This is a genomic window from Rhodococcus sp. C1 (assembly GCF_020809065.1).
Lineage (GTDB): Bacteria > Actinomycetota > Actinomycetes > Mycobacteriales > Mycobacteriaceae > Rhodococcus_F > Rhodococcus_F qingshengii.
This window is the reverse complement of record NZ_CP078080.1, coordinates 3,940,059-3,964,082: the sequence shown is the minus strand read 5'-3', so window position 1 is coordinate 3,964,082 and position 24,024 is coordinate 3,940,059. Positions and strand designations below refer to the sequence as shown.

At 62.7% G+C, this 24,024-nt stretch carries 20 protein-coding genes and 2 tRNA genes; 14 read left to right on the top strand and 8 right to left on the bottom strand.

The annotated features are described in order from the left end of the window. Window positions 1–13: 13 nt before the first annotated feature. Window positions 14–637 carry a DsbA family oxidoreductase gene (locus tag KTR60_RS18090; RefSeq protein ID WP_007730951.1) on the top strand — a complete coding sequence of 208 codons (624 nt, stop codon included), beginning with the start codon at window positions 14–16 and terminating at the stop codon, window positions 635–637. On the opposite strand, the gene KTR60_RS18085 is transcribed toward KTR60_RS18090, so the two are convergent. Further along, entirely contained in the window at window positions 625–1,461 is an 837-nt protein-coding gene (locus tag KTR60_RS18085) for a M48 family metallopeptidase (protein ID WP_228232720.1), read from the bottom strand. The genes KTR60_RS18090 and KTR60_RS18085 overlap by 13 nt on opposite strands. A gap of 142 nt (window positions 1,462–1,603) precedes the next feature. Here KTR60_RS18085 and KTR60_RS18080 point away from each other — a divergent pair, with 142 nt between their 5' ends. Together KTR60_RS18080 and KTR60_RS18075 are read left to right on the top strand one after the other, a co-directional pair. Then, window positions 1,604–2,077, top strand: a complete 474-nt coding sequence (locus tag KTR60_RS18080) for a ribose-5-phosphate isomerase (RefSeq protein WP_003944571.1) — start codon at window positions 1,604–1,606, stop codon at window positions 2,075–2,077. 15 nt (window positions 2,078–2,092) lie between these two features. Continuing rightward, window positions 2,093–2,890 carry an Fpg/Nei family DNA glycosylase gene (locus KTR60_RS18075; RefSeq protein WP_003944531.1) on the top strand — a complete coding sequence of 266 codons (798 nt, stop codon included), beginning with the start codon at window positions 2,093–2,095 and terminating at the stop codon, window positions 2,888–2,890. On the opposite strand, the gene KTR60_RS18070 is transcribed toward KTR60_RS18075, so the two are convergent. Continuing rightward, entirely contained in the window at window positions 2,887–3,663 is a 777-nt protein-coding gene (locus KTR60_RS18070; RefSeq protein ID WP_047270838.1) for a hypothetical protein, read from the bottom strand. The two genes, KTR60_RS18075 and KTR60_RS18070, sit on opposite strands and share 4 nt — an antisense overlap. Before the next feature lie 192 nt (window positions 3,664–3,855). Next, a tRNA-Gly gene (locus tag KTR60_RS18065) sits at window positions 3,856–3,929 on the bottom strand. A 408-nt stretch (window positions 3,930–4,337) separates the two neighbouring features. On the opposite strand from KTR60_RS18065, the gene KTR60_RS18060 reads away from it, so the two are divergent. From KTR60_RS18060 to clpX, 5 genes are all read left to right on the top strand, one after another. Continuing rightward, window positions 4,338–4,411 (top strand) — tRNA-Pro (locus KTR60_RS18060). A gap of 115 nt (window positions 4,412–4,526) precedes the next feature. Beyond that, a complete protein-coding gene (tig, locus tag KTR60_RS18055; protein WP_228401108.1) occupies window positions 4,527–5,900 on the top strand; it encodes a trigger factor in 1,374 nt (457 codons plus the stop codon). A 216-nt stretch (window positions 5,901–6,116) separates the two neighbouring features. Next, window positions 6,117–6,704, top strand: a complete 588-nt coding sequence (locus tag KTR60_RS18050; RefSeq protein WP_007730960.1) for an ATP-dependent Clp protease proteolytic subunit — start codon at window positions 6,117–6,119, stop codon at window positions 6,702–6,704. 48 nt (window positions 6,705–6,752) lie between these two features. Then, entirely contained in the window at window positions 6,753–7,415 is a 663-nt protein-coding gene (locus tag KTR60_RS18045) for an ATP-dependent Clp protease proteolytic subunit (RefSeq protein WP_003944539.1), read from the top strand. A 332-nt stretch (window positions 7,416–7,747) separates the two neighbouring features. Continuing rightward, window positions 7,748–9,028, top strand: coding sequence for an ATP-dependent Clp protease ATP-binding subunit ClpX (clpX, locus tag KTR60_RS18040; RefSeq protein WP_003944582.1), 1,281 nt, complete (start codon window positions 7,748–7,750; stop codon window positions 9,026–9,028). Window positions 9,029–9,129: 101 nt separating this feature from the next. Here clpX and KTR60_RS18035 read toward each other — a convergent pair whose 3' ends face one another. The 3 genes from KTR60_RS18035 to KTR60_RS18025 all read right to left on the bottom strand — a co-directional run bounded on the left by KTR60_RS18035 (window position 9,130) and on the right by KTR60_RS18025 (window position 13,626). Beyond that, entirely contained in the window at window positions 9,130–10,467 is a 1,338-nt protein-coding gene (locus tag KTR60_RS18035; protein WP_158170129.1) for an MFS transporter, read from the bottom strand. A gap of 190 nt (window positions 10,468–10,657) precedes the next feature. Beyond that, on the bottom strand, window positions 10,658–12,880 hold the full coding sequence (locus KTR60_RS18030) for a glycoside hydrolase family 3 C-terminal domain-containing protein (RefSeq protein WP_158170128.1): 2,223 nt from the start codon (window positions 12,878–12,880) through the stop codon (window positions 10,658–10,660). A 71-nt stretch (window positions 12,881–12,951) separates the two neighbouring features. Next, window positions 12,952–13,626, bottom strand: coding sequence for a TetR family transcriptional regulator (locus KTR60_RS18025; protein WP_007730968.1), 675 nt, complete (start codon window positions 13,624–13,626; stop codon window positions 12,952–12,954). 127 nt (window positions 13,627–13,753) lie between these two features. On the opposite strand from KTR60_RS18025, the gene aroQ reads away from it, so the two are divergent. Genes aroQ through KTR60_RS18010 form a run of 3 tightly spaced genes read left to right on the top strand, consistent with a single transcriptional unit; the run spans window position 13,754 to window position 16,991 of the window. Further along, a complete protein-coding gene (gene aroQ / locus KTR60_RS18020; protein WP_007730969.1) occupies window positions 13,754–14,203 on the top strand; it encodes a type II 3-dehydroquinate dehydratase in 450 nt (149 codons plus the stop codon). Beyond that, window positions 14,203–15,081 carry a shikimate dehydrogenase gene (locus KTR60_RS18015; RefSeq protein WP_054187687.1) on the top strand — a complete coding sequence of 293 codons (879 nt, stop codon included), beginning with the start codon at window positions 14,203–14,205 and terminating at the stop codon, window positions 15,079–15,081. Before aroQ ends, KTR60_RS18015 begins: the two co-directional genes overlap by 1 nt. Further along, on the top strand, window positions 15,078–16,991 hold the full coding sequence (locus tag KTR60_RS18010) for a sugar phosphate isomerase/epimerase and 4-hydroxyphenylpyruvate domain-containing protein (protein ID WP_030536642.1): 1,914 nt from the start codon (window positions 15,078–15,080) through the stop codon (window positions 16,989–16,991). The genes KTR60_RS18015 and KTR60_RS18010 overlap by 4 nt, the downstream gene beginning before the upstream one ends. Here the strand turns inward: KTR60_RS18010 and fdhD are convergent. Then, window positions 16,942–17,811: a formate dehydrogenase accessory sulfurtransferase FdhD gene (gene fdhD, locus KTR60_RS18005; RefSeq protein WP_003944453.1), complete on the bottom strand. Its 870-nt coding sequence runs from the start codon at window positions 17,809–17,811 to the stop codon at window positions 16,942–16,944. The two genes, KTR60_RS18010 and fdhD, sit on opposite strands and share 50 nt — an antisense overlap. Before the next feature lies 1 nt (window position 17,812). Then, a complete protein-coding gene (locus KTR60_RS18000; protein WP_030536640.1) occupies window positions 17,813–20,122 on the bottom strand; it encodes an FdhF/YdeP family oxidoreductase in 2,310 nt (769 codons plus the stop codon). Window positions 20,123–20,243: 121 nt separating this feature from the next. Here KTR60_RS18000 and KTR60_RS17995 point away from each other — a divergent pair, with 121 nt between their 5' ends. From KTR60_RS17995 to KTR60_RS17985, 3 genes are all read left to right on the top strand, one after another. Beyond that, window positions 20,244–21,251, top strand: a complete 1,008-nt coding sequence (locus KTR60_RS17995; protein ID WP_030536639.1) for an iron-siderophore ABC transporter substrate-binding protein — start codon at window positions 20,244–20,246, stop codon at window positions 21,249–21,251. 63 nt (window positions 21,252–21,314) lie between these two features. Beyond that, window positions 21,315–21,929 carry a GNAT family N-acetyltransferase gene (locus KTR60_RS17990; protein WP_228401107.1) on the top strand — a complete coding sequence of 205 codons (615 nt, stop codon included), beginning with the start codon at window positions 21,315–21,317 and terminating at the stop codon, window positions 21,927–21,929. Window positions 21,930–21,941: 12 nt separating this feature from the next. Continuing rightward, window positions 21,942–23,975, top strand: coding sequence for an alpha/beta hydrolase family protein (locus KTR60_RS17985; RefSeq protein WP_050654660.1), 2,034 nt, complete (start codon window positions 21,942–21,944; stop codon window positions 23,973–23,975). The last annotated feature ends 49 nt before the right edge of the window (window positions 23,976–24,024 follow it).

Here is a 24,024-nt window from a genome sequence, read left to right as displayed (position 1 = left end):
AGGGAGTTTCTTCGTGAGCGCAACCTCGAGCAAGACCACGGACACTGCTGACTTCTGGTTCGATCCGCTCTGCCCGTGGTGCTGGATCACCTCACGCTGGATTCTCGAGGCCCAGCAGGTACGCGACATCGAGGCCAAGTTCCACGTGATGAGCCTTGCGGTTCTCAACGAGGGCCGTGACCTTCCCGACGAGTACCGGGAGATGATGACCAAGGCCTGGGGCCCGGTCCGTGTCGCCATCGCTGCAGCGCAGCTGAAGGGCGACGATATCCTGCTGCCGCTGTACACGGCGATGGGGACGAAGATTCACAACGAGGGAAACAAGGACTTCGCCGACGTCATCAAGTCGTCCCTTGCCGAGGTCGGCCTGCCACCTGAACTGGCCGAGGCCGCCGACACCGACAAGTACGACGAGGCTCTGCGCGAGAGCCACCACAAGGGCATGGACGCCGTCGGACCCGACGTCGGAACCCCGACGATCCATGTCAACGGTGTGGCGTTCTTCGGCCCCGTGCTCTCACGCATCCCGCGCGGCGAGGACGCAGGCAAGGTGTGGGACGGCGCAGTCGCGCTGGCCGGCTACCCCCACTTCTTCGAGCTCAAGCGGACCCGCAACGAGGATCCTCAGTTCGACTGAGCGGCAGTGAGCGCCGGATTTCGGTAGAGCTGACCCGGCCGGAAGAACAGATGCCCTGAGTGCGTGCGGTTGCGAAGCGCAGCCGCACGCCAGGTCAGCACCGGATGCGACGACAAGATGTTGACGAACCACGGGAAGAACCCGGATTCGAGTGTCGCCCGATCGGCCAGTTCGTCGAACCCGACCAGACCCACCAGATACTTTCCCGCGCCTAGGACGCCCATCGCGCCCGGTGCACCCTGCGGACGCATGTGAAAGCCGAAGTTGTCCGCCGTGTACTCCATGGAACGCGACAGCGAAGACCCGATCACCGGAATGTAGTTCGACGCGAACTGTCCCCACTGGCGCCAGTACGACGCATGCCCGGCAGCGATGTGGCCGACCTCGTGGCCGATGATGAATGCGAGCGCATCGGGCTCGCGTGCCTGCCCACCGACTTCGAACAGGTCGCTGTAGACGACGACGAAACGGCGAAATCCGTGCCCCGACGCGAACGCGTTGATCCGTCCGTTCCCCAGCACGACGTAGGCATCCGGCGGAGTTTTCATGCCGAATCGTGCCGCAGCCTCGGCAACCAGCTGATACCCCTCCGGAAACTGTGAAGGCGTCATCTTGATTCCGTTGACCTGTTGCGATCCGTACAGCTGACCTCGCGCGAGGAACAGCAGGATCGGAGCCGCGAGCACCACGAGGATCCACGTCGACAGATCACCCGCAGCGATCAGAACGATCGCCACCACATAAGTGACGACCGTCGTCAGTACCGCGAGCACGAGTAGCGGGATTTCCCACGGGTGGCGAACGGCGTCACTGCCCGGTGACATACGAAGGGCGGGTGCAGCGGCCTGGCCGTTGACGGGGTACATGGGCACCACGATAGGTGTGCTCGCGCGGCGATGCGTGTTCCTGAAAGTGTGACGTCGACCCGGGTGCGCCCGGCTGGTCGGGCCTGAGAGAATTGTCGCCATGCGCGTATACCTGGGTGCCGACCATGCCGGATTCGAACGTAAGAACGAGATCATCGAACACCTGAAAGCGAACGGCCACGAGGCCATCGACTGTGGTGCTCACGAGTACGACGCCGTGGACGACTACCCGGCTTTCTGCATCGAAGCCGCAAAGCGCGTCGTCGCCGACGAGGGCAGCCTGGGAATCGTCCTGGGTGGCAGTGGCAACGGCGAGCAGATCGCAGCGAACAAAGTTCCCGGCGCACGGTGCGCCCTCGCTTGGAGCGTCGAAACGGCGAAGCTGGCACGTGAGCACAACAACGCTCAGCTGATCGGCATCGGCGGACGTATGCATTCCCTCGAGGAATCGCTTGCCATCGTCGACGCTTTCCTCGCCACCGCATGGTCGGGTGAAGAGCGCCACCAGCGTCGTATCGACATCCTGTCCGAGTACGAGAAGACCGGCGTCGCACCGGCTCTGCCGCAAGCCTGATCCGAAAGTTGTTCCGTGCCTGAAGGTCATACCCTGCACCGGCTGGCACGGTTGCATGCCCGCAAGTTCGTCGGTTCACCGGTCCGCGTCCTCAGTCCGCAAGGCAGATTCGCCGAGGACGCGCGCCTGGTGGACGGACACGTACTCACGTCCTCGGATGCCTGGGGAAAGCACCTCTGGCACACGTACGACAACGGTCTGACAGTTCACGTACACCTCGGGTTGTACGGAAAGTTCACCGACGCCGCCCTGCCGATGGAAGAACCGGTAGGTCAGGTCCGGATGCGTATGGTCGGTGCCGATTTCGGCACCGACCTTCGTGGTCCCACCGCCTGCGAAGTCCTGCTACCTCCTCAGGTCGCCGCGATCGAGGCCAGACTCGGGCCGGACCCACTGCGCCGCGACGCGGATCCAGAGAAGGCCTGGTTGCGAATCTCCAAGTCCAAGACGGCAATCGGCGCCCTGCTGATGGACCAGGCGGTCCTGGCGGGTGTCGGCAACGTCTATCGCGCCGAACTTCTCTTTCGTCACGGAATCAACCCTGAACGACCGGGGAATCTCGTCTCTCACGGCGAGTGGACCGCCATGTGGGCAGACCTAGTCGAATTGATGAAAGTCGGCGTCAGACGGGGGAAGATGCACGTCGTTCGCGCCGAGCACGACAACGGAGATCCGGCGTACGCGAAGGATCGTCCGCGTACCTATGTCTACAGAAGAGCAGGATCGCCGTGCCGCGTGTGCGGCACACCGATCCTGCATTCCGTCATGAAGGCACGAAACCTGTTCTGGTGCCCTGTCTGTCAGTCGGCTTAGAAGTCGAAGCCGCCGAAGTCCCCGCCGCCCCCGAAATCCATTCCGCCTCCGTCGCCACCAGACCAGTCGCTTCCGCCGTCAGCGGTGTAGTCCGTGTTGTCGATACTTCCTTGGTCGGCGCCGGGATCACCGGCGTCCATACCCTGATCTCCCGAGTCACCGGAGCCTGTGTCGGCGCCGGGATCGCCACCCTGGGCGAAAGCCTCTGCGCCGTAAGGAACCCCGGCCATGCCGGAGAACATGGTCGAGAACAGCATCATCGAACCCAGACCCCAGGCGCCGGCGACGAGTGCAGGCTTCCACCAGGGTTCGGAGTACCAGCCGGCCGGGACCGGGCGTCCGGCGACTCGGCCACCGGGGTAGTAGTTGGGTGTGTGCGACGACGGATTGGGTGATGCGGCGACCTTGCGGCCCTCGAATTCGACCTCACGGTCTTCGGTGACCGAACCGGCAGCCTTCTGTCCGTCGATGGAAGGAACTTCCGGTCCCGGATCCATGCCCATCGCCACCCGTGCCGCGCGGATGTAGTAAAGCCCTTCCAGTGCAGTCTGTTTCGCGAGACGTGCTTGGACCGGCGTTGCGGCCTGATCGATCTGCGAGCCTGCGGCGTTGTACCGTTCGGCCGCGTCGGCGAGGGCTTGGCGCGACGCGTCGTCACTGCCGGTCAGGTTGTAGACCTGACCGCCGAGGCGTTCGATCGACTGCCGGGCATCGGCTTTCGCATCGTCGAGTTGTGTTGCGCTGTGGCCGGAACCGCGTTGCTGGCTTTTCATGACCAGGAATACGACTACGGCCAGAACGACGAGTATGAGAAGAATCGTGGTCACGTGGCCTCCCGAGCAGAATCGATCCGGACAACTCCAGGATACGGACCGCAGGGGAGTGGTCTGAGTGGACAAAGTCGGAATACAAAAAATCCGCACCGGCTGGGCCGATGCGGATCTTTTGTGGAGTTTCCCTCCTGATGGAGGGGATGACGGGAATCGAACCCGCGTGATCAGTTTGGAAGACTGAGGCTCTACCATTGAGCTACATCCCCGTGCATACGACAACTCGGGATCGCCGTGTTCGTCGTCTGCGATACGAAACTGTACCCAATGCCCCACCGGATTTCATAATCGGGGGGTCGGAGAAGTTCGAGACCGTCGTTCACCTGGGGAATTGGCGAATTGCTCGGCGAGTCGGGGTGTCTCGGCCGCAGGCGCGGCTTCTGATTCCGGCTCTGAATGGCAGTTGAGGCAAGGCTGTATGTGGCTCCCGTATGTGGCTGCCGTCGGATGACATACTGACGGGGTCGACAGCCGGGCCGTGTACAAATGGCGGTCGGGTTCGTGAGAGAGTAGTGAGCGCGATAGGGTTGTGCGCGGTCACCGATGGTGGCTGCCTTTGTGGCCCGCTGTCTTAGCGGCCTCGGATGGCCGTATCGTGTGTTTCATGTGATCGGAAACGGGATGTAGCGCAGCTTGGTAGCGCATCCGCTTTGGGAGCGGAGGGTCGCAGGTTCAAATCCTGTCATCCCGACAAGTACGTACATGGCACTTCACCTCCAGTAAGTCCGGGAGTGAAGTGCCGCGCCAGACAGCAGTACCGATTCAACACAAGTTGTGAGCAAGACCAGACGAAGGAGCGAAGTTTCGTGAAGAGCACCGTCGAGCAGCTCAGCCCGACGCGAGTCCGTATCAACGTTGAGGTGCCCTTCGCGGAACTCAAGTCTGATTTCGACAAGGCCTACAAGGCCCTCGCGCAGCAGATTCGTCTCCCCGGCTTCCGTCCCGGCAAGGCTCCGGCCCGCCTCCTCGAAGCGCGTGTCGGTCGCGGCGCGGTGCTCGAGCAGGTCGTCAACGACGCTCTGCCGTCGCGTTACTCCGAGGCTGTCACCAGCGCCGGCGTGAAGGCCATCGGCCAGCCCGAGATCGAGGTCACCAAGATCGAAGACGGCGAGCTCCTCGAGTTCACCGCCGAGGTCGACGTGCGCCCGGAGATCGCGCTCCCTGACTTCAGCTCCATCAACGTCGAGGTCGATCCGATCGAGATCACCGACGAAGCCATCGAAGAGCAGCTGCTTTCGCTGCGTCAGCGTTTCGGCACCCTCACCGGCGTCGACCGCGCAGTCGAGGACGGCGACTTCGTCTCCATCGATCTGTCGGCCACCGTCGACGGCGAGAACGTTGCCGAGGCAACCGCGAGCGGACTGTCGCACGAGGTCGGTTCGGGCCAGCTCATCGAGGGCCTCGACGAAGCCATCATCGGCCTCAAGGCGGGGGAGTCCAAGGACTTCACGTCGACGCTGGTCGCCGGCGAGTACGCAGGCAAGGAAGCTGTTGTCACCGTGACCGTGCAGACGGTCAAGGAGCGCGAGCTTCCGGCTGAGGACGACGAGTTCGCTCAGCTCGCCAGCGAGTTCGACACCCTGGAAGAACTGAAGGCTGACCTCCGTGAGCGCGTCGCACGCGTCCGCAAGGTCGAGCAGGCCGGTCAGATCCGCGACAAGGTTCTCGAGCAGCTGCTCGAGACCGTCGAGGTTCCGTTGCCGGAGGCTGTCGTCAAGGCTGAGGTCGACGCTGCACTGCACGACGCCGTTCACGGTCTCGATCACGACGAAGAGGCACTGAACAAGCTCCTCGAAGAGCAGGGCAGCAGCCGCGAAGAGTTCGACAAGGATGCACAGGAAGCCGCTGAGCGCTCCGTCAAGACGCAGCTCTTGCTCGACTCGATTGCCGATGCGGGCAACGTCACCGTCGGTCAGGACGAGCTCACCGAGCGCATCCTGTTCCAGGCGCAGCGTTACGGCATGGCTCCTGAGCAGTTCATCCAGCAGATCCAGCAGGCCAACCAGCTCGGCGCCGTCTTCGCAGACGTCCGTCGTGGCAAGGCTCTCGCGTCCGTCGTCGAGTCGGCCGGTGTCAAGGACACCTCCGGCGCAGTTGTCGACACCGCAGAGCTGTTCGGCAGCAGTGAGGCCGAAACCGAAGCGGACGAGTCTGATTCCGCCGAGAGCGAAGACAAGTAAAAACGCAGGCGGACGGGTGTTTTCACCACGATCGACTGCACTGAGTTTTCCGCTTTGAGCGAAGTAGGGCGGCACCGGGACTCCGGTGCCGCCCTACTTCGTTACTGTCTGTGTCAGTAGAAGTGTTTCGCATAGACGATCCACCGCACAAGTAGATCCACATAGAAGGCAGGTACCGTGACTTCCAATCACCTGGAGACTTTGCAGAGTCCCGCCATGACTTCAGCGACCGCTGGGTTGAACCTCAGCGACTCGGTGTACGAGCGCTTGCTGCGAGAGCGCATCATTTTCCTCGGTACCCAGGTCGACGACGACATCGCCAACAAGCTGTGCGCACAGATCCTGCTGCTCTCGGCCGAGGACCCGACGCGAGACATCTCGCTCTACATCAACTCGCCCGGTGGATCCGTGACCGCAGGTATGGCGATCTTCGACACGATGCAGTTCGCCGAGTGCGACATCGCCACCTTCGGCATGGGCCTTGCGGCGTCGATGGGTCAGTTCCTGCTCTCGGCAGGCACCAAGGGCAAGCGCTACGCGCTGCCTCACGCCCGCATCATGATGCACCAGCCGTCCGCCGGCATCGGTGGTTCCGCCAGTGACATCGCGATCATGGCCGAGCAGTTCAAGCACACCAAGCGCGAAATGGCCGAGCTGATTGCTCAGCACACCGGCCAGACGGTCGAGCAGATCACCGCGGACTCCGATCGTGACCGTTGGTTCACGGCGAAGGAAGCTCTCGAGTACGGCTTCGTCGACCACGTCGTCTCCCGTGCGAATCAGGCCGGCGGCACCGGCAACTGAGCCGGTTCGCCCATCCTTTCGCTGCCCAATTCATACTTTGGAGAACTGATGACCAATCTTTTCGGAGCTAACTCGCTGGGCGGCCAGGCGCCGTCGGGCCCCCAATCGCGTTACATCCTGCCCCAGTTCACGGAGCAGACCAGCTACGGCGTCAAGACGTCCGACCCGTACAACAAGCTGTTCGAGGAGCGCATCATCTTCCTCGGCTCGCAGGTCGACGACGTGTCCGCCAACGACCTCATGGCGCAGTTGCTGGTTCTCGAATCGCAGGATCCGGACCGCGACATCACGATGTACATCAACTCGCCCGGTGGTTCTTTCACCGCGCTGATGGCGATCTACGACACGATGCAGTACGTCCGTGCCGACATTTCCACCGTCTGCCTCGGTCAGGCTGCTTCGGCAGCTGCCGTGCTTCTGGCCGGCGGTACGCCGGGCAAGCGCTTCGCGCTCCCCAACTCGCGCATTCTGATCCACCAGCCGGCTACGGGCGGCATCCAGGGTCAGGTTTCCGATCTGGAGATCCAGGCTGCGGAGATCGAGCGTATGCGTCGGCTCATGGAGAGCACGCTGTCGCTGCACACGGGTAAGGATCCGGAGACCATCCGCGTCGACACCGATCGCGACAAGATCCTCACGGCCGAGCAGGCCAAGGAGTACGGCATCATCGACGACGTGCTGGCTTACCGGAAGCTCAGCGCACAGAAGTAGTCGATTTCCGCCTCGTGTCGAGGACCTGTATCCCGATTCCCGACACGAGGCGGACACGTCGAGAAGTGCCTGGTGGAGCGCTTGCCAGGCTGAAATCTCGACTCTTTTCTTTTTTATCCGCAGGCGAAACGCCGAGAACAGGTCGACCCCGTTCGGGATCTGCGGGTACCGTCACTTCACGGGCTGGTTCTCGACCGGCGTTCTGCGATTGTTCGACCAGATTTGTTCGATCAGTTTGTCTGATCTGACAACTACCGAAGTACTGCGGAGCGTCTCGACCGATCGAGTGGCGGCGAGTGCACGTACATGATGGAAAGTAGGGACCTCACGAGATGGCACGCATCGGCGACGGCGGGGATCTGCTCAAGTGCTCTTTCTGCGGTAAGAGTCAGAAGCAGGTCAAAAAGCTCATTGCAGGACCCGGGGTGTACATCTGCGACGAGTGCATCGACCTCTGCAACGAGATCATCGAAGAGGAATTGGCCGAATCGAGCGAGGTCAAGCTCGACGAGCTTCCCAAGCCTGCGGAGATCCGAGAATTCCTCGAGAACTACGTCATCGGTCAGGACTCCGCCAAGCGGACGTTGGCCGTGGCCGTCTACAACCACTACAAGCGCATTCAGGCCGGCGACAAGGGCCGTGATGCGCGGGGTGAGACGGTTGAGCTCGCGAAATCCAACATCTTGATGCTCGGCCCCACCGGCTGCGGCAAGACGTATCTCGCTCAGACTCTCGCGAAGATGCTCAACGTCCCGTTCGCCATCGCTGACGCGACGGCGTTGACCGAGGCCGGTTACGTCGGTGAGGACGTCGAGAACATTCTGCTCAAGCTGATTCAGGCTGCCGACTACGACGTCAAGCGCGCCGAGACCGGAATCATCTACATCGACGAGGTGGACAAGATCGCCCGTAAGAGCGAGAACCCGTCGATCACGCGTGACGTGTCCGGCGAAGGTGTTCAGCAGGCGTTGCTGAAGATCCTCGAAGGTACGCAGGCGAGCGTCCCGCCGCAGGGTGGCCGTAAGCATCCGCACCAGGAATTCATTCAGATCGACACCACTAACGTGCTGTTCATCGTCGCGGGCGCTTTCGCAGGTCTCGAGCGGATCGTCTCCGATCGTGTCGGTAAGCGCGGTATCGGATTCGGTGCCGAGGTTCGGTCGAAGGCCGAACTGGATACGGTCGATCGTTTCGCCGAGGTCATGCCGGAGGATTTGATCAAGTTCGGTCTGATTCCGGAGTTCATCGGCCGACTGCCGATGATCGCGTCGGTGACCAACCTCGACAAGGAATCGCTCGTTCAGATCTTGTCGGAGCCCAAGAACGCTCTCGTCAAGCAGTATCGTCGCCTGTTCGACATGGACGGCGTCGAACTCGAGTTCACCGAAGAAGCGCTCGACGCTATCGCCGATCAGGCGATCTTGCGTGGAACCGGCGCTCGTGGCCTGCGCGCCATCATGGAAGAGGTTCTTCTTCCGGTGATGTACGACATCCCCAGCCGTGACGACGTCGAAAAGGTGGTCGTCACCGCGGAGACCGTCAACGACAACGTACTTCCGACCATCGTTCCGCGTAAGCCGGAACGTGGCGAGCGTCGCGACAAGACGGCGTAGAAAACTCAAAACGACTGTGGCCCGGTATCTCTCGCGAGATGCCGGGCCACAGTCGTTCGCGCAACACAGTCGTTCGTGCAGGGTGTCTGTGGGGTGGTCGGCTAGATCGGGTTGCCGAGCTCCTTGAGGGGGGTGCGGAAAGTCTCCTTGGCGGTGAACGCCGAGATCGCGCAGATGACGCAGGCCACCGAAGTCAGAATGGCAACGGGCATCCAGTGTGTCTTGTCGCCGCCCATGAGGGCGTTGCCGATGGCGGGGGCAAAGCCTGCGAGGGCGAAGCCGACCTGGGTGCCGATCGCAATGCCCGAGTAGCGGACCTTGGTGTTGAACATCTCGGAGTAGAACGACGGCCAGATGGCATTCGGGGCAGCGTAGAAGACGGACATCAATCCGATTGCGGCGAGGAAGATCAGGGGAACGTTGCCGCTGGCGATTGCGCCGAAGTACACGTAGATGAACACCGCGCTACCGAGGGCGCCACCGATGAACAACGGCCTGCGACCGATCCGGTCGGAGAGCATCGCCCAGGCGGGCTGACTGAGCAGGGCTACGGCGTTGGCTGCGATGGCAACCCAGAGCATGGTCGACTTCGGAATCCCCACTTCTTCGGTGGTGGCGAAAGCGAGACCGAAGACGGAGAAGATGGTCGAGACGACGGCGATGAAAGCGCAGCAGATCACGCGAATCAGATTTGCGCTGTGGGTGCGAAGAAGATCGGCAACAGGCAATTTGGCGACGGTCTTGGATTCCTGCTGCTCGGTGAACTCTTCGGGCTCTTCGAGCTTGAGACGCATGATGTATGCCGCGACCAGAACGATCAGGCTGCCCCAGAACGGGATTCGCCAACCCCACGTGTAAAGGATGTCGTCGGGGAGCGCGGCGATGGGCAGGAATACGAGGCTGGCGAGGATGAAGCCGGCCTGGGTGCCGTTGAGGGTCCAACTGCAGAAGAACGCGCGTCGGCCTTCGGGGGCGTGTTCGAGCGTCAGTGAGCTGGCACCGCTCTGTTCACCGGCAGCGGAGATGCCCTGGGCGATTCTCATCAGGACAAGAAGGATCGGTGCAAGAACTCCGATCGAATCGGCGCTGGGAATACATCCGATGAGGAAGGTGGCTGCGCCCATCAGAATGAGCGTGAGCAGCATGATCTTCTTGCGGCCGACGCGGTCACCGAAATGGCCGAGGACTACAGCGCCGAGGGGACGCGCGACGTACGCGACACCGAAGGTGGCCAGCGAGAGCAGAGCCGCATGTCCGCTGTCCGGGAAGAACACCGTGGGGAAGATGAGCGCAGCGGCGGAGGCGTAGATGTAGAAGTCGTAGTACTCGAGCATGCTGCCGAGAAACGACGATGTTGCGGCGCGCTTGACCTTGGTCGTATCCGGCCTTGCCAAGGATCCCGCCTCGGGCTCGGACGGTGTAACCGTGCTAGCTGACATGCTCATCTCCTGGGTGGAAGCGTCGTGGAGGCTCTACATCCGCCGATTGTGTTCGTATCAAGAACGTCTGTGCGGAGAGCGATACAAGGAATGTAACCGACGCCACAGCAACTACACAAGATTATTAACCAAATAGTTCATAAAAATCTACTGGCGGTCACGCTGCTCGTCGAAACCGCAGTTCAGAGAGTTAGGAGGCCGGCTGTGCTGCGGCCGCCACCAACTGCTCCACCTGTTCCTCGGTGATCCCGAGGCCGAAGGTGGCGAGTTTTCCGAGCGGCATCGAGCCTGCGAGTGCCATCATCTCGGGGCTGACCGCCTGTGCACCGTCGCCCGCTGCGGCAGCCATGGCGGCGCCGAGAACTGCGCTGCCGACGGGATGGGCGAGCCATTCGCCGATGGTCGACATGGCGTCGAGCGTGCCGACGCCGACGTTCCCGGCCAGGGTGATCGTGTCGGTGGTTGCGATGTCCCGAGACGAGAAGCCGACGCGGATCTCGTAGTCGCCGGCCTCGATCGCCCAGTCCTTTTCCGTGACAGACCAATAGGCAAATGCCCTGCTGTCGAGCGTGATGGTCACAGTCGCGGATTCGTCGGGGTCGAGGTGGACCTTGGCGAAGCCTTTCAATTCCTGCGCGGGTCGATCGATGCTTGCCGAGGCGTCGTGGACGTAGACCTGAACGACGCTGCTGCCCGATCGGTCGCCGCTGTTGCGCACGGTGACGGTCACTTCGGCGGAGTTCTCACCGGCCTCGACGGAGGTATCGGTGATGTCGAAGGTGGTGTAGCTCAGCCCGAACCCGAACGGGTACGCCACTTCGCGCAGCGCGGAGTCGTAGTAGCGGTATCCCACGTACAGGCCTTCGCCGTAGCGGACGTGCTGCTGTGATCCCGGGAAATGCAGATACGACGGATTGTCTTGGAGGCGAAGCGGAATGGTCTCCGTCAGGCGGCCGGACGGATTCGTGATGCCGAACAGAAGATCGGCAATCGCCGAGCCGCCCGCCTGGCCGAGTAGCCAGCCCTCGAGGATTGCGGCGGCATGATCCTTCCAAGGCTCGATCGCAACCGCACCGCCGTTGGCGAGCACGACGACCGTGTTCGGGTTCGCGCCGTGGACCGCTTTCAGCAGGGCGATCTGGTCAGCCGGCAGTTCGATGTCGGTTCGGTCGAATCCTTCGGATTCCGTGGCGGACGGTAGTCCGAGGAACAGCACCGCGACGTCGGCGCGGCGTGCGGCGTCGACAGCCTCGGTGACCATGTCGTCGTCCGGAGTGCCGTCGAAGGTGAAGCCCGGTGCGAAAGTGACGCGGTCGGCGCCTTCGAGGTCGAGGATCGCGTCCAAGGCATTGTCGAGCTTGGTCGGGACCACCTGTGAACTGCCGGCTCCCTGGTACCGCGGGCTGCACGCGAATTCGCCGATCACCGCGACGGTTTGCCCGCCGGGGGTCAGCGGCAGCAGTTCTCCGTCGTTGGCCAGCAAGACAGCGGACTCCGCTGCAGCGGTCCGTGCCAGTTCGTGGTGACGCTCGACGTCGTACGTGTGGCCTTTGGTGCGCGCGGCGGCGGTGCGTGCCACCAGCGTCGCCAGGCGCTCGGCGGCAGTGGTGAGCACTGATTCGTCCAGGTCGCCGCCGCGCACGGCGTCGACGATCTGGGTATCGGTTCCGGTCGGCGGCATTTCCAGGTCGAGGCCCGCGGCGAGTGCCGCCACGCGGTCGTTGACCGCTCCCCAGTCCGAAACGACGAGGCCGTCGAAGCCCCACTGTTCGCGGAGTACCTCGGTGAGCAGCCAATGGTTCTGGCTCGAGTACACACCGTTGATCTTGTTGTACGAGCACATGACCGTCGTCGGGGCCGCGGTCTTGACGGCGTATTCGAAGCCGGCCAGATAGATCTCGCGCAGCGTCCGTTCGTCGACGTCGGCACTGACTCTCATCCGGTCGTGTTCTTGGTTGTTGGCAGCGAAGTGCTTGAGCGAGGTTCCGACGTCGCGAGACTGGATGCCGGTGATCAGCGCTGCCGCGACGCGGCCGGAGAGGAATGGGTCCTCGGAGACGTATTCGAAATTCCTGCCACACAAGGGTGATCGTTTGATGTTGATGCCTGGGCCGAGGAGGACCGAGACCTGTTCGGCTTTGGCCTCGTCGCCCAGAGCCTCACCGACCTGGCGGATGAGGTCGAGGTTCCACGACGAGCCCAACCCGACCGCCGGTGGGAAACATGTCGCTGGAATGCTGTGGCCGAGTCCGAGTGCGTCGCCGCCCTCGGGTTGTTTCCGGACTCCGTGCGGACCGTCGGTCAGGAGTATCGATTCGATTCCGGGAACGGACTGGCTGTGCCAGAAATCCGAGCCCGACGTCAACGACGCCTTCTCCTCGAGTGAAAGCCCGTCTACGTAATTCTCGGTCACGTCATTCCTCCCGGTGGCAGCTGTGAGTTCCACTCACCACCGTAGGGGGATTTTTCGGACTTCGGGGTGGGTCAGGACGGCGCCTTCGAGGTCAAGAACGCAACAACCATGTCGCCGAGCATTGTTCGAAGATGCTCACGATGCGTCGAGTCGGTCAGGTCGCGGTCGAAGAGCGCTTTGAAGGTGTAACGATTGGCGATACGAAAGACGCAGTAACTGCTGATCAACATGTGAATATCGAGAGCATCTACGTCGGAGCGGAATGCTCCCGACTGCTGTCCGTCGTGGAGGATCTGCGAGACCAGGTCGGCGGCGGGGGCGCCGAGACCGCTGAGTAGCTCGGATTTCTCGATGTGCTCACCGCGGAGCATGTTCTCGTTGGCTACCAGCCGAATGAAGTTCGGGTGTTGTTCGTGGTGGTCGAAGGTGAGTTCGGCCAAGGCGCGGACTGCTGCCGTGGGTTTCAATCCCTCGAGGTCGAGTTCACGTTCCTGCGCACGAATGACGCTGTACGCGTGTTCGAGGACGGACTTGTACAGCCCTTCCTTGTCGGTGAAGTAGTAGTAGATCATGCGCTTGGTGGTGTGAGTCTTGGTTGCGATCTCGTCCACTCGGGCGCCGGCAAAGCCTTTGTCGGCAAACTCCTCGGTGGCGACGGCGATGATGTTCACCCTGGTCAGATCGCTGTTTCGGCGTCGTTTCTCCGGCTTCGACACCACGGAGTTCACTGACTGCTCGGAAACCATGTGCTCACTCTATCTGTCAGCAGTTTGTCGACTTTGCTTGTCGAGTCCGCGTCGGGGGAGTAACGTCCAGTGAACTAACTCACTAGTTCGTACATTAGTTTCGAGCGTCAACCCCGAGGTGCCCCTGATGACTTCATCTCTACCGATTCTGGTCCTCAACGGGCCCAACTTGAATTTGTTGGGCCAGCGCCAACCGGAGTTCTACGGGAGAGACACGCTGGACGACGTAGTTTCCCGCTGTGAAGCGGCGGCCGCGAAGTTCGGAGCGGTGGTCGAGGCAAGGCAGTCGAACCACGAGGGCCAACTGATCGATTGGATCCACGAGGCCAGGGGAAACGTTGCGGGCATCGTCATCAATCCCGGTGGGTACTCGCATACCTCCGTTGCGTTGCGTGACGCTCTGGTCACACTCGATGCCCCCGTCGTGGAGGTGCACATCAGCAACATCCACAGTCGCGAAGAATTCCGTCACCACTCGTATGTCTCCGGGATCGCCGACGCTGTCATCTGCGGATTGGGAATCGACGGTTACAGCGCCGCAGTCGAATTCGTCTGCGTCCGAGAAGGGAAGAACTGATGAGTGATTCGATGCTCTGCGGTCTGATCGGCACCGGAATCGGAGCCTCTTTGACTCCGATCATGCACGAGGAAGAAGGGCGCAGACAGGGTCTTCCGTACGTCTACCGCATCCTCGATCTCGACGTGATGGGCATGGCGCCGTCGGACATCGGTGAACTTCTCACCTATGCACGACGTTTCGGGTTCCGCGGCCTCAACATCACTCACCCGTGCAAGCAGTTGGTGATCGAGCACCTCGACGAGCTCTCGCCCGATGCGAGCCGGCTCGGCGCGGTGAACACGGTCCTCTTCGACTCCGGCAAGGCGATCGGACACAACACCGATTGGTCGGGCTTCGGCCGAAATTTCGACGACGGACTTCCCGGAGCACAGCTCGATCGTGTCGTGCAGCTCGGTGCCGGCGGAGCCGGTGCGGCGGTTGCCTATGCCGCGCTCACCCGTGGCGTCGGGACACTGACGTTGGTCGATTCGAGCCTGCCTCGCGCGCAGGAACTTGCACAAACCTTCGCGCAGCAGTTTCCGGCGCAGGTTGTCGAGGCGCGGCATACGAGCGACCTCGCCGAAGTGCTCGGCAAGGCAAACGGATTGATCCACGCGACGCCGATGGGAATGGCGGCTCATCCCGGAATGGCGTTCTCGCCAGATCTGCTTCGCCCTGATCTGTGGGTGGCCGAAATCGTCTACCGTCCACTCGAAACCGAACTGTTGCGTCAGGCAAGGTTGATCGGAGCCCCGACGCTCAGCGGAGGCGGAATGACTGTCTTCCAGGCCGTCGACGCGTTCCGGATCTTCACGGGCATCGAGCCCGACAGTAAGCGCATGCTCGCGCACATGACGGAACTTGTACACGGCGAACAGACTGCGGCAGCGCTGTGAGTGCCCCGGTCCGGACGTCGATCGCGACGGTATCGCTCAGTGGCACTCTCGAGGAGAAGCTCGACGCCATCGCTGCTGCCGGCTTCGACGGCTTCGAGGTGTTCGAGCCGGATTTTGTTGCTTCGCCGTGGTCCCCGAAGGAATTACGAACGAGGGCTGCGGATCTGGGCTTGACCCTCGATCTGTATCAGCCGTTCCGTGACTTCGACACGGTGGACGAGGCCCAATTTGCTCGGAATCTTGTTCGAGTGCAACGCAAATTCGAGCTCATGGATCAACTGGGGTGCGAGACGCTCCTGGTGTGCTCCTCGCCCCTGCCGACCGCAAGTCACGATGACGGTCAGTTGACAGAGCAATTCGGAGCTCTCGCCGAACTGGCGTCCGAGCACGGCAAGAAGGTTGCCTATGAGGCGCTCGCGTGGGGTGCCCACGTCAACACGTACGGCCATGCGTGGCAGATCGTCGAGGGCGTCGACCATCCTTCGCTCGGTACCTGTCTGGACAGCTTTCACATCCTCTCGCGCGGTGACGATCCCGCCGGAATTCGCGAGATTCCCGGCGAGAAGATCTTCTTCCTCCAGTTGGCGGACGCTCCGTTCTTGGCGATGGACATCCTCCAGTGGAGCCGGCATCACCGAAACTTCCCGGGGCAGGGCAGCTTCGATCTCAATGCGTTCGCTCAGCATGTCTACGCCACCGGTTACGACGGACCGTGGTCGCTCGAGATCTTCAACGACGTATTCCGCCGCGCCGACACCCAGCGGACGGCAATCGACGCTCATCGGTCGCTCCTGCATCTGGAAGAACAGGTCGCCGCCGCGAACCCTGCCGCCGGTGGACCCACGCTGTTCACCGCCCCGGAGCGCACACCGCTCGAAGGAATCGTGTCTCTGCGAATCGCGGCGGGTCCGGCGAAACAGGACCAGGTGCACTCGATGCTCTCCCGCGTCGGTTTTCATCTTGTCGGACGGCACCACGATCACGATTTGCAGTTGTGGCGGCACGGACCGCTCACCGTTGCCGTGGATGCGACTGCGGGCACGGTGTGGACGGCGCCCGGGCTGCCTGCGGATCTACCGGTTCTCACTCAGATCGGCATCCGGGCAACCGAACCCGAGGTGTGGGGAGAGCGCGCTCTGGCTCTCGAAGTGCCGGCGACGCGCGTGCAGTTGCCGGGGTCGAGCGACGAGAACTCCGAGGTACCGGACGTCGTACGCCTGAAGGTCACCGATGCGACATCGATCGACCTTCGTGGCCCCGGCAGCGCTGCAGCGTGGGAATCGGCATTCGAGATCTACCCGCTACCCGCCGAGCGCAATCGTGAACAGGGCGCAGTGTTCACCGGGATCGACCACGTGGCACTGGCAGTTCCGGCGGAGAGTTGGGACGGCATCATGCTGCTCCTGCGGTCCGTGTTCGAGATGCAACCGCACGAGGGGCAGGACGTCACCGATTCGGTCGGACTCATGCGGAGCCAGGCACTCACGCTCGTTCAAGGCGGTGACGGACATACCCTGCGCATCTCGCTGAACATGGTGGAGGGAAGTCGAAGTGGGCTGCCGACGGTCCGTCGCGGCGGCGTCAGCCACGTCGCCTTCGCGTGTGAGAACATCTTCGGTGCCGCTGCGTCCATGCAGGACTGGGGATTTGCTCCGCTACCCATTTCCCCGAACTACTACGACGATCTGGACGCGCGTTTCGGACTGAATCCGGAACTGCTCGACCGGATGCGCAGCACCGGAATTCTTTACGACGCGGACGCTCACGGCGAGTTCTTCCACCTGTTCACCCCGACCGTCGGGGGAGACCTGTTCTTCGAGGTCGTGCAGCGGGTGGGTGGATACGAGGGCTACGGGGAAGTCAACTCCGCTGTGCGACTGTCGGCTCAGTTGCGTGCGAGTTCGACGTGACCTCGACTCGGTGCGGGTGCGAGTAGACGTTCATCGAATCGCCGCGGATGAAACCGGCGAGAGTCAGCCCGGACTCCTGCGCTAGTTCCACTGCCAGCGACGACGGCGCGGAGACAGCACCGAGGATCGGAATGCCGGCCATGACGGCCTTCTGGACGAGTTCGAACGACGCCCGCCCGCTGACGATCAAGATCGTGTCGTAGAGGGGCACTCGGCCGTCGGTGATGGCCCAACCGATCACCTTGTCGACGGCGTTGTGACGGCCGACATCCTCGCGCAGTGCAAGGAGTTCGCCGGTGGCGGTGAACAATCCGGCCGCGTGCAGGCCACCGGTGCGCTCGAAGATCCGTTGGCTCTCCCGCAGTGTGACCGGCATGGCCGACAGGATGGTCGAGGTGACGGAAGTCGTGTCACCGACCAGCGGATGTCGCGTCGTGGTTCGGACGGCGTCGAGCGAGGTCTTGCCGCACACTCCGCACGCGGAACTGACGACGGTGTTGCGGTCGGTGGTGTGGTCGGGCAACGGCACTCCGGGAGCGAGAGCGATGTCGAGGACGTTGTACGTGTTCGCACCGGATTCGTCGACGCCGTCGCAGTAGCGGACGACGCTCACGTCGTCGCGGGTGGCGATGACACCTTCGCTGAGAAGGAATCCGTGCACGAGATCGACGTCGTTGCCGGGGGTCCGCATCGTCACTGCCAGCACCTGACCGCCAACTCTCATTTCGAGTGGTTCCTCGACGGCCAGCGTGTCGGGGCGCGTGACGACCCGATCACCCGAGATTCGAACGACCGGTGTTCGTGCGGTGACTCGTCCCATCTCAGGCGCCCGATGCTTCGAGTCGAACGGTGACGGCCTTCGACACCGGCGTGTTCGACTTGGCTGCAACGTGTTCGAGGGGAACGAGCGGATTTGTCTCGGGGTAGTACGCCGCAGCATTGCCGCGCGGGGTGTCGTAGGAGACGATGCGGAATTCCGTGACCCGACGCTCTTCGAGTGTGCCGTCGGGTGTTGTCCACTCGGACACGATGTCGACGAGATCGCCGTCACGGAATCCGAGCGCGGTGATGTCTTCGGCGTTGACGAGGATGACTTTGCGTCCGCCCTTGATGCCGCGGTATCTGTCGTCGAGGCCGTAGATCGTGGTGTTGTACTGGTCGTGGCTGCGCATCGTCTGCAGAATCAGGCGCCCACTCGGAGTGGGTATCCAGTGCAGGTCGTTCACGCCGAAGTTGGCTTTGCCGGTGTGCGTGCGGAACTCACGCGAGTCACGCGGCGGGTGGGGGAGTTGGAATCCGTCTGGCTCTCGAACGCGGGAGTTGTAGTTTTCGCAGCCTGGCACTACCCGTGAGATGGAATCGCGGATCAGATCGTAGTTGCCCTCGAAGGCCGACCAGCGGACGGAGTGATCGTTGCCGAGTAGTTCGCGGGCGAGTTGGCAGATGATGGCGACTTCGCTACGCAGGTAGGGGCTGACCGGTGTGAGGCGTCCGCGCGACAGGTGCACCATGGACATCGAATCCTCCACGGAGACAAGCTGCTTTCCGCCGGCTTGGACGTCGAGGTCGGTGCGTCCGAGGGTGGGGAGGATGATCGCGGTCTGCCCGTGGACCACGTGACTGCGGTTCAGCTTGGTGGACACCTGCACGGTGAGTTCGCATTGACGCAACGCTGTTTCAGTCGCTGCGGTGTCCGGGCTTGCCTGGATGAAGTTGCCGCCCATCGCCATGAAGAAGCTTGCCTTGCCTGCGTTCATGGCGCGGATCGCGTCGACGGTGTCCCATCCGTGCTTGCGGGGACTCGAGATCGAGAACTCGGTATCGAGCGCGGCCAGGAACTCTTCCGGCATCTTTTCCCAGATGCCCATCGTGCGGTCACCCTGGACATTGGAGTGTCCTCGCACCGGACAAACGCCGGCACCGGGTTTGCCCATCATTCCACGCATGAGCAGCAGGTTGACTGCTTCTTCGATGGTGGCGACTCCGTGTGTGTGCTGAGTGATCCCCATGGCCCAGCAGGTGACGGTTCGCTCGGATCGGGCAAGTGCGGCAGCCGTTTCCTCGAGCTGTGCCATCGACAGACCCGTTGCCTCGAGTACCGTGTCGAGATCGACCGCGCGGATGTGCTTCTCGTATTCGTCCCAACCGGCGCAGTACCGGTCGACGAAAGCGCGGTCGACGACCGTCCCGGGAGCGCGATCTTCCTGCTCGAGCAGCAGCTTCCCCAGGCCTTGGAACAGCGCCATGTCGCCGCCCAGCCGGATCTGCAGGAACTCGTCCGCGATGTCGACTCCGTGCCCGATCACGCCGGACACCTTCTGTGGATCCTTGAACCTGCGCAATCCCGCCTCGGGCAGAGGATTGATGGCAATGATCTTGGCGCCGTTGCTCTTTGCCTTCTCCAGCGTCGAGAGCATTCGAGGGTGGTTGGTGCCGGGGTTCTGTCCGGCGATGAGGATGAGATCGGCGTTCTCGAGGTCGGGAACCGTCACCGAGCCTTTGCCGATGCCGATGGATTCGGTCAGTGCGCTTCCGGACGACTCGTGACACATGTTGGAACAGTCGGGCATGTTGTTGGTGCCGTAGCTGCGAATCATCAACTGGTAGAGAAACGCGGCTTCGTTGGACGTGCGACCGGAGGTGTAGAACACCGCTTCGTCCGGCGATGCGAGGCCGTTCAGATGTTCGGCGATCAGTGCGTACGCGCCGTCCCAGTCGATCGGCCGGTAATGGGTTGCTCCCGGCGTCAGGACCATCGGGTGCGTCAGTCGCCCCTGCTGTCCGAGCCAGTAGTCGGTCTTGCCTTCGAGATCGGCGATCGAGTGCTCCGCGAAGAATTCGGGTGTGACGGTGCGAAGCGTTGCTTCCTCGGCAACAGCCTTCGCTCCGTTCTCGCAGAATTCGGCGGGCTTGCGATGTCCGGGAGTCTCCGGCCACGCACACCCAGGGCAGTCGAAGCCGTGTCGCTGGTTGAGTCTGGTGAGCGTTCGGGCGGTCCGCAAGGCTCCCATCTGCTCGATTCCTCGTTGCAGCGACACCAGAACGGCCGGAACTCCGGCGGCGTAGTCCTTGGGGTGCGTGACTTCGAGATCCGATTCGTCGATGTCCTTCGAGGGGCCCTGGCGCGTCATGTCTCCATAGTGGCCCGAACGGCGCGGTACTGCCATCGAATGGGCCGGTCGAACTAGCCGGAATGAAGCTTCCATCGGCTAGCCTTACCTACCGAACCAGCAGACTTTAAGGGGTAGGAACATGGATCGAACGGACGCAGGTCGGCTGACCCGGCGCGGATTTCTGATCGGCACGTCGGGAGCGTTGCTGGCATTCGCCGCAGCCTGCTCCAGTTCGAACGACGAGGACACACCTCCCAGCGGTGACTCTGCGGAATCGATCACCCACAAGTTCGGGGCTACGGAGTTGCCCAAGGATCCGCAGCGGATCGTCAGTGTCGGATACAACGATCAAGATGCGATCCTGGCGCTCGGTGGGACCTTGGTCGGAACCTTCGACTGGTACGGCGATTACCCCTACGGAGTGTGGCCCTGGGCGCAGCCGCTGCTGAACGGGGCGACTCCCGAGATCATCGGAACTGCGGGCACCACCATTCAGATGGAGAAGGTCGCTGCCACGACACCCGACCTCATTGTCGGCACCTACTCCGGGCTCACTCAGGCGCAATACGACAAACTCAGTGCCATTGCGCCGACGGTGGCGCAGCCCAAGGAGTTCGCGGATTACGGAATCCCCTGGCAGAACCAGACGACCATCATCGGCGAAGCGTTGGGGCAGCAGGGTAAGGCCACCGAGCTGATCGCCGGCGTCGACCAGAAGTTCGCCGACGTGAAGACGGCCAATCCGGCGTTTGCCGGCAAGACCGTTCTGGTCGGCGCGTTGAAGGGGCCGGGGCAGTTCGGGGTCTACGGACCGGAAGACCCGAAGGTGCGGTTCTTCACCGAACTCGGATTCGTGAATCCGCCTGTCACCGATCAGATCACGGGTAACTTCGCCGAGATCAGCACCGAGCAACTCTCGCTCGCGGACGTCGACGTACTCGTCTGGTACGCCGGTGGCGGCTACGGCGACAAGCTTCGCGCGGAGCTGGACAAGACCCCGATCTACCAGGAACTCGACGTCGTGAAGGACGGCCGCGCGATCATTCTGGAAGACGCTGCTGCCGAAGCCATGACGTGGAGCACCGTACTGAGCTTGCCGTACGCGCTCGAACAGATTCCGCCGCGGATTGCGGGCTTGCTCGTCTGATCGGTTCAAGGACAGCGCTGTTCAAAGTCCAGTGATTCGGACCGTCGGCGGTACTCTCGCCTCATGGGTGTACACGTACGGCCGGCTGTCCGATCCGATATTCCGGCACTGTCGGCAGTGTTGGCCGAGGCGTTCGAAGATGATCCCTTGATGGCGTGGATGTTGCCGGACGAGGCCACCAGGGCTGATCGCCTGACGAAACTGTTTGCCGCAGAGACTCGTTACCACCACCTCGCCGGGGGCGGCGTCGAGGTGGCCACCGGCGACAACGGCCTGATCGGCGGGGCAACTCTGTGGGATCCGCCGGGGCGGTGGAAGCAGTCGTGGATTTCCGGGCTCGTGAGCCTGCCCGCAATGGTGCGTGTCTTCGGCAGGGGGCTACGACACGCGGCCGAGGTCAGCTCCGTTCTCGAAGGAGCACACCCGAATTCGCCGCACTGGTATCTCGCGACCGTCGGGACCGGCAGCGCGGCGCGCGGTGGGGGATACGGCAAAGCGCTCCTGAACTCTCGGTTGGAGCGTTGTGACCGTGAACATGTCGACGCTTACCTCGAGAGCAGCAAGGAATCGAACATCCCGTACTACAACCGCTTCGGTTTCGAAGTGACCCGTGACATCGTCATGCCAGGCGGCGGGCCGACGATCTACGCAATGATGCGTCAACCGCGGGGCGCGTGATACGAACTAGTGGTGACCCAGATTCCCGAGCTCCACGCAGGCACACCGTTCGACGAACTCGACGACTACATCGCTCTGGCCAGGTTGTCCGGCCTGGTGTTGTCACCTGACGGCTCGCTGCTGATCTGCGCGCGCGCCGTTCTCGACGACAAGAGCGCCGAATACGTGTCCTCGTTGTGGGAGATCGACCCGGAAGGCCGGCGTCCTGCGCGTCGGTTGACCTGGGGTTCGACCAGCGAGTCCGGTGCTGCCTTCGCATTCGACGGCGACGTGCTCTTCACTGCCACGCGAGCCGTGCCGGGCGAGAGTGATCCGCAACCAGCACTCTGGCGCCTACCAGCGGCGGGCGGAGAAGCTCAGCTGCTGATCTCGCGTCCCGGTGGTGTCTCGTCGGTATCAGCGGCGAAGGCGGCGCCGACGTTCGTGGCCCAGACGTCGGTCATGGCTTCGGCGATCAGCCTCGACCAGGACGATCAGGTGCGATCGGCGCGCAAGGACAAGAAAGTCACGGCGATGCTGCACACCGGTTATCCGGTGCGCCACTGGGACCACGACCTGGGCCCCGATCATCCGCATCTGGTTGTGGCCGAGACGGATTCGAAGGAATCCGTCGAGTTGCGGGACATCACACCGACGGCAGGCGCAGCGCTGCGGGAGACGTCGACCACGATTTCCGACGACGGTCTCTTCGTCGTGACCACGTGGACTGTCGGCGATGCGAGTGCCGCCCGCCGATCGACGTTGGTTCGGATCGACACGGTGACCGGTGACCGAGTCACGCTTGTCGACGAGGCCGACGCGGACGTCTACAACCCGGTGCTCTCGCCGGACGGAACCAAGCTCGCGTTCATCCGGGAGACACTCACCACACCGGAGTCCGCACCACGAATGACTCTGCAGCTCTACGACTTCGGATCCGGTGCCGTGACCGGCGTCGCCGACGGCTGGGATCGCTGGCCTACCTCACTTGCCTGGCTACCCGACGGATCCGGGCTGGTCGTCACCGCTGACGACGGCGGCCGCGGTCCGATCTTCACCATCGACCTGTGGGGCCAACCAGTGCGCCTGACAGCCGACGACGCGGCGTACACCGACCTTCGAGTGGCGCCGGACGGTGAGTCGATCTACGCGTTGCGAGCCTCGTACGAAGCGCCCCCGCACGTGGTGCGGGTCGATCTGCGATCAGGTGAGATCACCGCACTTCGTGGGCCCGACACTTTGCCGGAGCTGCCGGGAACACTGACCGAGATCACCGCGCGTGCCGAGGACGGTTCGACGGTGCGTAGCTGGTTGGCGCTGCCGACGGGCGCCGCGCCGCATGCACCGGTGCCATTGCTTCTCTGGGTCCACGGCGGCCCACTCGGTTCGTGGAACACCTGGTCCTGGCGGTGGAATCCGTGGCTGCTCGTCGCCAAGGGCTATGCAGTACTGCTACCAGATCCCGCGCTCTCGACCGGATACGGCCAGGACTTCGTCCAGCGGGGGTGGGGTCAGTGGGGCAAGGCGCCCTTCACCGATCTGATGGCGATCACCGATGCTGCTGTCGCCCAGCCCGAGATCGACCCCAAGCGAACCGGCGCGATGGGTGGTTCGTTCGGTGGTTACATGGCCAACTGGATTGCCGGACATACCAACCGTTTCGACGCCATCGTCACCCACGCGAGTCTGTGGGCACTCGATCAATTCGGCCCGACGACGGACGCTGCCTGGTACTGGCAGCGCGAGATGTCGCCTGAGATGGCCGTCGAGAATTCGCCGCATCTGTACGTCGCGGACATCACGACTCCGATGCTGGTCATCCATGGCGACAAGGACTACCGGGTTCCGATCGGTGAGGGCTTGCGACTCTGGTACGAACTGCTTGCCGAGTCAGGTCTGCCCGCCGACGACGACGGGAAAACGGACCATCGCTTCCTCTACTTCCCCGACGAGAATCATTGGGTGCTCAAGCCGCAGCACACCAAGATCTGGTACGAGGTGGTCACCGCGTTCCTCTCCGAGCACGTTCTCGGCGAAGATGTCGCGCTACCGGAGATTCTGGGCTGAACCCGCGCGTGCCTCGTTCGGATGAAACACCGAACGAGGCACGAGCGTC

Excerpts from the sequence above, each read along its gene's own strand:
- KTR60_RS18085 (WP_228232720.1), bottom strand. The coding sequence starts at position 1,461 with ATGTCACCGGGCAGTGACGCCGTTCGCCACCCGTGGGAAATCCCGCTA.
- KTR60_RS18080 (WP_003944571.1), top strand. The coding sequence starts at position 1,604 with ATGCGCGTATACCTGGGTGCCGACCATGCCGGATTCGAACGTAAGAAC.
- KTR60_RS18070 (WP_047270838.1), bottom strand. The coding sequence starts at position 3,663 with ATGAAAAGCCAGCAACGCGGTTCCGGCCACAGCGCAACACAACTCGAC.
- KTR60_RS18050 (WP_007730960.1), top strand. The coding sequence starts at position 6,117 with ATGACTTCAGCGACCGCTGGGTTGAACCTCAGCGACTCGGTGTACGAG.
- KTR60_RS18045 (WP_003944539.1), top strand. The coding sequence starts at position 6,753 with ATGACCAATCTTTTCGGAGCTAACTCGCTGGGCGGCCAGGCGCCGTCG.
- clpX (WP_003944582.1), top strand. The coding sequence starts at position 7,748 with ATGGCACGCATCGGCGACGGCGGGGATCTGCTCAAGTGCTCTTTCTGC.
- KTR60_RS18035 (WP_158170129.1), bottom strand. The coding sequence starts at position 10,467 with ATGTCAGCTAGCACGGTTACACCGTCCGAGCCCGAGGCGGGATCCTTG.
- KTR60_RS18025 (WP_007730968.1), bottom strand. The coding sequence starts at position 13,626 with ATGGTTTCCGAGCAGTCAGTGAACTCCGTGGTGTCGAAGCCGGAGAAA.
- aroQ (WP_007730969.1), top strand. The coding sequence starts at position 13,754 with ATGACTTCATCTCTACCGATTCTGGTCCTCAACGGGCCCAACTTGAAT.
- KTR60_RS18015 (WP_054187687.1), top strand. The coding sequence starts at position 14,203 with ATGAGTGATTCGATGCTCTGCGGTCTGATCGGCACCGGAATCGGAGCC.
- fdhD (WP_003944453.1), bottom strand. The coding sequence starts at position 17,811 with ATGGGACGAGTCACCGCACGAACACCGGTCGTTCGAATCTCGGGTGAT.
- KTR60_RS18000 (WP_030536640.1), bottom strand. The coding sequence starts at position 20,122 with ATGACGCGCCAGGGCCCCTCGAAGGACATCGACGAATCGGATCTCGAA.
- KTR60_RS17995 (WP_030536639.1), top strand. The coding sequence starts at position 20,244 with ATGGATCGAACGGACGCAGGTCGGCTGACCCGGCGCGGATTTCTGATC.
- KTR60_RS17990 (WP_228401107.1), top strand. The coding sequence starts at position 21,315 with ATGGGTGTACACGTACGGCCGGCTGTCCGATCCGATATTCCGGCACTG.